General features: G+C 73.0%; 6 protein-coding genes. All 6 read right to left on the bottom strand.

The annotated features are described in order from the left end of the window. Positions 1-237 precede the first annotated feature (237 nt). The 6 genes from LV78_RS06325 to LV78_RS06300 all read right to left on the bottom strand — a co-directional run bounded on the left by LV78_RS06325 (position 238) and on the right by LV78_RS06300 (position 8,113). Entirely contained in the window at positions 238-1,269 is a 1,032-nt protein-coding gene (locus LV78_RS06325) for a sensor histidine kinase (RefSeq protein ID WP_253843753.1), read from the bottom strand. A 100-nt stretch (positions 1,270-1,369) separates the two neighbouring features. After that, on the bottom strand, positions 1,370-2,047 hold the full coding sequence (locus LV78_RS06320) for a response regulator transcription factor (RefSeq protein ID WP_253843752.1): 678 nt from the start codon (positions 2,045-2,047) through the stop codon (positions 1,370-1,372). A gap of 35 nt (positions 2,048-2,082) precedes the next feature. Then, positions 2,083-2,646 carry an SPFH domain-containing protein gene (locus LV78_RS06315; RefSeq protein WP_253843751.1) on the bottom strand — a complete coding sequence of 188 codons (564 nt, stop codon included), beginning with the start codon at positions 2,644-2,646 and terminating at the stop codon, positions 2,083-2,085. 221 nt (positions 2,647-2,867) lie between these two features. Then, the gene (gene dxs, locus LV78_RS06310; RefSeq protein ID WP_253843750.1) at positions 2,868-4,769 is read right to left on the bottom strand and encodes a 1-deoxy-D-xylulose-5-phosphate synthase; all 1,902 of its coding nucleotides are present in this window, start codon (positions 4,767-4,769) and stop codon (positions 2,868-2,870) included. A gap of 87 nt (positions 4,770-4,856) precedes the next feature. Further along, positions 4,857-6,092, bottom strand: coding sequence for a class I SAM-dependent RNA methyltransferase (locus tag LV78_RS06305; protein ID WP_253843749.1), 1,236 nt, complete (start codon positions 6,090-6,092; stop codon positions 4,857-4,859). After that, complete coding sequence (locus tag LV78_RS06300; RefSeq protein ID WP_253843748.1) at positions 6,089-8,113, bottom strand: APC family permease; 2,025 nt, start codon at positions 8,111-8,113, stop codon at positions 6,089-6,091. Before LV78_RS06300 ends, LV78_RS06305 begins: the two co-directional genes overlap by 4 nt. Between the last annotated feature and the right edge of the window lie 41 nt (positions 8,114-8,154).

The raw sequence follows: 8,154 nt of genomic DNA, 5'->3' as shown, positions 1-8,154 counted from the left end.
CGTTGATCCGCGACCCGATCCGGGGCTGGTGTTTCAAGTTTTTCGCCCCGCTCCGTTCCGGTGTTTCCCGGCCCGTTCCGCGCTGGCAGAGAGAAAGTTACACCCATGCCAACGCGGTTACAAATCCGGGCCCCGGAGGGGTGTCTTCGCAGGTAGTACCCGGTGTGGAGGCCCTCAAACCCGCGATCATGTGACCGGGACCACTCAAAAGTGTTTTGACGAACCCCGGTCGAGGCCTCACGCGGGGGCGCCCGGCAGGTGCACGGTGACCGACAGGCCACCCCCCGGCACGGCCGCTGCCTGCACGTTCCCGCCGTGGGCGGCCACCGCGGCCCGCACGATCGACAGGCCAAGACCCGTCCCCGTGCGCGCGGTCCGGTCGGTGCCACCGCGCCGGAACGGCTCGAACAGCTTCTCCACCAGCTCCGGCGCGATGAGCTGACCGGACGACGACACCCGCAGCACAGTCCAGACCGGCCCGCCCTCGGCGCGCACCTCGACCCACCCGTCCGGCGCGTTGTGCCGCACCGCGTTCTCCAGCAGGTTCCCCGCGATGCGCTCCAGCAGCGCCGGGTCGCCGACCGCGGGCGCCGGGGCGAGGTGGAACACCGCGCGCACCCCGCGCTGCTCGGCCTCGGCCCGCACCGCGCGCCACGCCGACTCCACGAGCGCGGACACGTCCACCGGTTCCCGCACCGCCAGCCCGATGCCGTCCGTGCGCGCGAGCAGCAGCAGCGCGCTCACCAGCTGCTCGGCCCGCATCCCCGCCGAGCGCACCACCTCGGCCATCCGCCGCAGCTCCTCCGCGTCCGCGTCCGGGTCGGACAGCGTCACGTCCAGCTCGGTGCGGATCACCGACAGGGGGGTGCGCAGCTCGTGGGAGGCGTTGGCGACGAACCGCCGCTGCGAGTCGAACGCGGCCTGCAGGCGGTCGAGCATCTCGTCGAAGGTGTCGGCCAGCTCCGCGACCTCGTCGCGCGGGCCGACCAGGCGCAGCCGCTCCCCCAGCGACTCGGCGGAGAGCCTGCGGGCGGCGTCGGTGACCTCGTGCACCGGCCGCAGCACCCGCCCGGTGATCGTCCAGGCCAGCAGGGCGGCGGCGACCACCACGCACAGGAACGCCACGCTGCCCGAGCGCAGGACGTCGTCCTGGGCCTGCCTGCCGAGCAGGTCCGTGAGGGAGGCCGCGTCGACCTCGACCCCGTCGACGACCACCGTGCTGCCCTCGGGGAAGCGCGGCGACGACTCGACCACCCGGCTGACCAGCATCCAGCCGAGCAGGAGCAGGAGCGCGCTGACGAACGCGACCAGGCCGGTGGCGAGGAGGGTGATCCGCGCGCGCAGCCCCGGCCCCCTGCGGCGGCTCAGCTCAGCCTTCAGCGGAGCCTGCCGTCGGGACTCGGTAACCGGAGCCGACCACGGTGTCGATGATGCCAGGCTCGCCGAGCTTCTTGCGCAGGGTCATGACGGTGACCCGGACGGTCGTGGTGAACGGGTCGGCGTTCTCGTCCCAGACCCGCTCCAGGAGCTCCTCGCTGCTGACCACGGAGCCCTTGGCCGCGAGCAGGACCTCCAGGACGCCGAACTCCTTGCGGGTCAGCTCGACCGGCTGGCCGCCGCGCCGCACGGTGCGGCGGGCCGGGTCCAGCTCGACGTCGCGGGCGGTGAGCAGCGGCGGGGTGGCCGGGGTGGCGCGGCGGGCCAGCGCCCTGACCCGCGCGACCAGCTCGGGGAACGCGAACGGCTTGGCCAGGTAGTCGTCCGCGCCGAGGGACAGGCCTTCGACGCGGTCCTCGATCCCGGCGCTGGCGGTCAGCATCATGACCCTGGTCAGTGCCCCCGAGCTGAGGATCTCCCCGCACAGCTCGTCGCCGGACATGCCGGGCAGGTCGCGGTCGAGCACGACCACGTCGTAGCGGGTGACCGAGGACTTCTCGTGCCCGCTCTCCCCGTCGTAGGCCACGTCCACGGCCATGCCCTCGCGCCGCAGGCCGCGCGCGATCGCGTCGGCCAGTGGCGCCTCGTCCTCGACTACCAGGATGCGCACGCCGACAAAGGTGCCACAGGCACCTGAGAGGGTGCTTAGCGAGGGCTGTCGTCCGGCTGAGCCGCCTGATCGGCGGGGCCTGCGGCACCGGTGGCCTCGCGCTTGGCCCGCTTGGACCGCCGGGGCGCGCCGCTCTGCTCGACCACGACCGTCTGGGCGTTCTGGAGCGAGCGGAGCTGGAGCAGCACGGGGTGCTCCTCGGCGAGGCGGGCGGCGTTGAGCAGCGAGCGCAGGGCGGCGGTCTCGCCCCTCGCGCGCTCCAGGGCGGCGCGGCCCTCGGCGCGGGCGGTGATCTCGGCGATGGCGGCGCGCAGGCGCAGCTGGCAGGCCAGGTGGAGGACCTGGGTGGGCGAGTCGGCGGCCGGCACGTACCGGGACGCGTCCACCACCGCGCAGGTGAGGGCGGGCGTGACGCGGACGTGGACGCCGTCGGCGGTGGGGATGTCCTGGGCCGAGGGCGTGCTGGTCTGGAGCCGGGTGTCGATCCGCTGGAGCGAGTCGCGGCGGCCGACGCGGTGCTTGCCCGGTCCGAGCTCGCCGACGTGCTCCCCGTCGCGGAAGCGCGCGGCGCGGTGCCACGGCATGACGGTGACCTTCATCGGTGTTCCCCCTCCGGCTCCCGCCCCTCCCACGCGCCGACCCCCGCGACGCGGGTGCACGGCGGGGACCTCGGGGGTCCGCTTGGCCGGGCGCCTGCTCCTGTCACGGGGGTCGGCGACTCAGGATGGCGGAAAGCATCTCTGCTGCCCGTTGCCACGCGCGGGACCGAGGTGGGCAGAGCCGTCAGGGCCGCTCGCGGGCAGGGGGAACGTCAGATCGACTACTTGCGGGCTGTCGCCTGGTTTTCCACCGGCTGCTCGGCGACGACCCACTCGGTGATGCGGCGGGCCACGTCCTGCGCGGTGAGCCCGAGGTCGGCGAGGACCTCGGCGCGCTCGGCGTGGTCGTGGAACTCCTGCGGCACGCCGATGTCGCGCAGCGGGGTCTCCACGTCGGCGTCGCGCAGCGCGGCGGCCAGCGCCCAGCCGAAGCCGCCGTGCCTGCCGCCGTCCTCGACGGTGACGACGAGGCGGTGGCGCCCGGCGAGGTCGACCAGCTCGGGCGGGACCGGGTAGATCCAGCGCGGGTCGACCACGGTGACGCCGATGCCCTGGTCGGCGAGCTTGCGCGCGGCGGCCAGGCCCAGCTCGCCGAAGGCGCCGACGGCCACGAGCAGCACGTCGTCGCCGTCGCGGCTGAGCACGTCCACGGCGCCGATCCGCTCGACCGCGGGCAGGTCGGCGCCCACGGACGCCTTGGGGTAGCGGATGACCGTGGGGGCGTCGTCGACCGCGACCGCCTCGCGCAGCTCCTCGGCGAGGGTGCCCGCGTCACGCGGCGCGGCCACCCGGACGCCGGGGATCACGCCGAGGATCGACAGGTCCCACATGCCGTGGTGGGACGCGCCGTCCGGGCCGGTGATACCCGCGCGGTCGAGCACGACGGTGACGCCCTGGCGGTGCATGGCGACGTCGAGCAGGAGCTGGTCGAAGGCCCGGTTGAGGAACGTCGCGTAGATCGCGACGACCGGGTGCATCCCGCCCATGGCCAGGCCCGCGGCCGAGGTCATGGCGTGCTGCTCGGCGATGCCGACGTCGAAGCAGCGGTCCGGGAAGGCCGCGGCGAACTTGTCGAGCCCCGTCGGACCGCGCATGGCGGCGGTGATGGCCACCAGGTCCGAGCGCTCGGCGCCGAGCGCGGCCAGCTCGTCGGCGAAGACGTGCGTCCAGGTGCGCTTGGACGGGCTGAGGTTCTCGCCGGTGATCGGGTCGATGACGCCGGTGGCGTGCATCTGGTCGGCCTCGTGGTTCTCCGCCGGGGCGAAGCCGTTGCCCTTGCGGGTGACGGTGTGCACGATGACCGGTCCGCCGAACGACTTGGCGCGGTGCAGCGCGGACTCGACGGCGGCGATGTCGTGGCCGTCGACGGGTCCGAGGTACTTCAGGCCGAGGTCCTCGAACATGGCCTGCGGGCTGATGGCGTCCTTGATGCCGCGCTTGGCGGCGTGCAGGGCGGCGTAGAGCGGCTTGCCCAGGATCGGGGCCGACTGGAGGGCGGACTTGCCGCGCTCCAGGGCGCGCTCGTAGCCGGGCTGCAGGCGCAGGGAGGTGAGGTGGTCGGCGAGGCCGCCGATGGTGGGCGAGTAGGAGCGGCCGTTGTCGTTGACGACGATGACCACCGGCCGGTCGGTGCCGGAGGCGATGTTGTTCAGGGCCTCCCAGCACATGCCGCCGGTGAGGGCGCCGTCGCCGACGAGCGCGACGACGTGCCGGTCCCGCTGGCCGGTGAGCTGGTAGGCCTTGGCCAGGCCGTCCGCGTAGGACAGCGCGGTGGAGGCGTGGCTGTTGCCCTCGACGTCGTGCTCGGACTCCTCGCGGGACGGGTAGCCGGACAGGCCGCCCTTCTTGCGCAGGGTGTCGAAGCCGTCGCGCCGACCGGTGAGGATCTTGTGGACGTAGCTCTGGTGCCCGGTGTCGAACACCACCGAGTCGTGCGGCGAGTCGAAGACCCGGTGCATCGCGATGGTCAGCTCGACGACCCCGAGGTTGGGGCCGAGGTGCCCACCCGTGCGGGAGACCTTGTCGATCAGGAATCGGCGGACCTCGTCGGCCAGCGCGGCGAGTTGGTCGTGGTCAAGCCGTTTCAGGTCAGCCGGTCCGTTGACGGATTCCAGCAGCGACACCGCTTCCACCTCGTGTCCTGGGGGTTGGTCCTTGCTCGTCCGGCCAGTCTACGGACCACCCGTTGAGACGTTCGGTCCCGCGCCCGGTCAGTCACCGCGCGTGAACAGGGCGACGCACTCGACGTGGTGCGTCATGGGGAACGCGTCGAACGCCCTGAGCTGGGCCAACCGGTAGCCGTGGCCTGCGAGCGAGGCGACGTCCCTGGCCAGGGCGGCGGGGTCGCAGGCGACGTACACCACTCGGGCGGGGCAGTGGGCGGCGATGGCGTCGACCACGGCCGCGCCCGCGCCCTTGCGGGGCGGGTCGAGGACGACGACGGAGGGTGACTGGTCGGTGAACGGCGCGCGGGTGACGGAGTCCTCCACCCGGCCCACGTGCCACGTCACCTGCGGCAGGTCGGCGAGGGCGCGCTGCCCGTCGCGGACAGCGTTCGCGGCGGACTCGACCACCTCGACGGAACCGGTCTCGCCGACCTGGGCGGCCAGGACGGAGGCGAACAGGCCCGCGCCGCCGTACAGGTCCCAGGCGCGGTCGCCGGGCTCGCAGGCCGCCCACTCGCCGACGACGCGGGCGAGGGTGTCGGCCGCGTGCGGGTGGACCTGCCAGAAGCCGTCGGCGCGCACCAGCCAGTCGCGGTCGGCGGCCCGCTCGACGGCGCCGCCGCTGCCCCTGCGCAGCTTGGACGGGCCGGGCGTCGGCCGCCTGCCGCCCCTGCGCTGGGCGGGGGCGATCTCGGTGACGTGCTGCTTGCCGGTGGAGTCGAGCGTGACGGCCAGCTCGGAGCCGGGCCGCCAGGCGCGGTCGAGCACGTCGTCCAGCGCGTGCGGGGCGGCGATCACGCAGTGGTCGACCGGGATGACGTCGTGGCTGTGGTGGCCCCGGAAGCCGGGCTTGCCGTCGCGGCCGACCGCGAGGCGCAGCCGGGTGCGCCAGTCGCGGACGCCGCCGGGCAGCGGCTCGACCACCACCTCGCGCTCGACGCCCGCGAGGCGCTGGAGCTGCTCGGCGACGACGGCGGCCTTGAGGTCGCGCTGGGCGCCCCAGGAGGCGTGCTGCCAGTCGCAGCCGCCGCACTTGCCCGGTCCGGAGAACGGGCACGGCGGGGTGACCCGGTCCGGGCTGGCCCGCAGGACCTCGACGGCGTCGCCCCGGCAGAACGAGCCGCCGTTGTCGGAGGTGATCAGGACGCGGACCAGCTCGCCGGGCAGCGCGTGCCGCACGAAGATCACGCGGCCCTCGTGCCGGGCGACGCAGTGCCCGCCGTGGGCGACCGCCCCGACCTCGACCTCGACGACCTGCTTCAGCCAGGTGGTGGTGCTCACTCGCCGCTCCGGTTCTTCGTTCGCTGTTCGAGGTCGCGCTGGTCTAGGCCCCTGCGGACCTGGCCGGGAGCCAGCGCGTCGTCCCGGTGCGTCACCCGGTGGGAGGACGCGAGTTGCCACGGCACGCTGGTGACCATCACGCCGGGCTCGAAGAGCAGCCTGCCCTTGAGCCGCAGGGCGCTCTGGTTGTGCAGGATGGACTCCCACCAGCGGCCGACCACGTACTCGGGGATGAAGACGGTGACCACGTCGCGCGGGTTCGCGGTGCGGATGCGCTTGACGTAGTCCAGGACCGGCTTGGTGATCTCGCGGTAGGGCGACTCGACCACCTTCAGGGGGACCTTGAAGCCCTCCTTCTCCCACGACCGCACCAGCTTGCGGGTGTCGCCGTCGTCCACGTTGACGGTGACCGCCTCCAGCACGTCCGGCCGGGTCGCCTTGGCGTAGGCCAGCGCCCGCAGGGTCGGCATGTGCAGGGTGGACACCAGCACGATCGCGTGGTTGCGGGAGGGCAGCAGCTTCTGCCGCTCCTCCTGGCGCAGCTCCTCGGCGACCCGGTCGTAGTGCCTGCGGATGGCGGTCATCAGGGCGTAGATGGCGGCCATGGCGGCGATCGCGATCCAGGCGCCCTTGGTGAACTTGGTGAGCAGCACCACGACCAGCACGGACGCGGTCATCGCCAGGCCGATCGCGTTGATGACCCTGGAGCGGCGCATCCGGGCGCGGCGCTCGGGGTCCTGCTCGTCGGCCAGCAGCCGGGTCCAGTGCCGGATCATGCCGAGCTGGCTCATCGTGAACGAGACGAACACGCCGACGATGTAGAGCTGGATGAGCTTGGTGACCTCGGCGTCGAACGCGACCACGAGCACGATCGCGGCGCCCGCGAGGAACACGATGCCGTTGCTGAACGCGAGCCGGTCGCCTCGGGTGTGCAGCTGGCGCGGCAGGTAGCGGTCCTGGGCGAGGATCGAGCCGAGCACGGGGAAGCCGTTGAACGCGGTGTTGGCGGCCAGCACCAGGATCAGGGCGGTGACGACGGCGATGAAGAAGAAGCCCGCCGGGAAGCCGTCGAAGACCGCGCCCGCGATCTGGGCGATCATGGTCTTCTGCTCGTAGCCCTCGGGGGCCCCGACGATCTGCTCCTTCGGGTGCTCGGCCATCCGCACGCCGGTGAGCTGGGCGAGGGCGATCAGGCCCATCAGCATCACCACCGCGACGCCGCCCATCATCAGCAGCGTGGTGGCCGCGTTGCGGGACTTGGGCTTGCGGAACGCGGGCACGCCGTTGCTGATGGCCTCGACGCCGGTGAGGGCCGCGCAGCCGGAGGAGAAGGCGCGCAGGACCAGGAACACGAACGCGAAGCCCGCGAGGTCGTCGTGCTCGGCGCGGATGACCAGGTCGGCGGACTCGGCGCGCATCTCGTCGCCGAGGACGAACGCGCGCACCAGGCCGTAGCCGATCATCAGCAGCACGCCGCCCATGAAGGCGTAGGTCGGGATGGCGAAGGCGCCGCCGGACTCGCGGATGCCGCGCAGGTTCACGGCGGTGAGCAGGACGATCGCGACGACCGCGAACTCGACCTTGTGCGTGGCCACGAAGGGGATGGCCGAACCGATGTTGGCCGCCGCCGAGGAGATGGAGACCGCGACGGTGAGGATGTAGTCCACCAGCAGCGCGCTGGCGACCGTGAGGCCCGCCCTGCGGCCCAGGTTGACCGTGGCGACCTCGTAGTCGCCGCCGCCGGAGGGGTAGGCGTGCACGTTCTGCCGGTAGCTGGCGACCACGACGAGCATCACCAGCACCACGACCACGCCCACCCACGGGGCCATCGCGTAGGCCGACAGGCCCGCCACCGACAGCACCAGGAAGATCTCCTCCGGCGCGTACGCGACGGAGGACATGGCGTCCGAGGCGAACACCGGCAGCGCGATCCGCTTGGGCAGGAGGGTGTGGGCGAGCCGGTCGCTGCGGAAGGGCCTGCCGACCAGCAGGCGCTTGGCCGCGGTTGCGAGCTTGGACACGGGGGGTAAGCGTACGGGGTCACCTCCCCTGCTCGGAGTAG

Source organism: Actinosynnema pretiosum (assembly GCF_024171695.1).
Classification (GTDB): domain Bacteria; phylum Actinomycetota; class Actinomycetes; order Mycobacteriales; family Pseudonocardiaceae; genus Actinosynnema; species Actinosynnema pretiosum.
Note: the sequence above shows the minus strand (reverse complement) of the source record. Positions and strands in the feature narration are given on the sequence as shown.

Excerpts from the sequence above, each read along its gene's own strand:
- LV78_RS06325 (WP_253843753.1), bottom strand. The coding sequence starts at position 1,269 with ATGCTGGTCAGCCGGGTGGTCGAGTCGTCGCCGCGCTTCCCCGAGGGC.
- LV78_RS06315 (WP_253843751.1), bottom strand. The coding sequence starts at position 2,646 with ATGAAGGTCACCGTCATGCCGTGGCACCGCGCCGCGCGCTTCCGCGAC.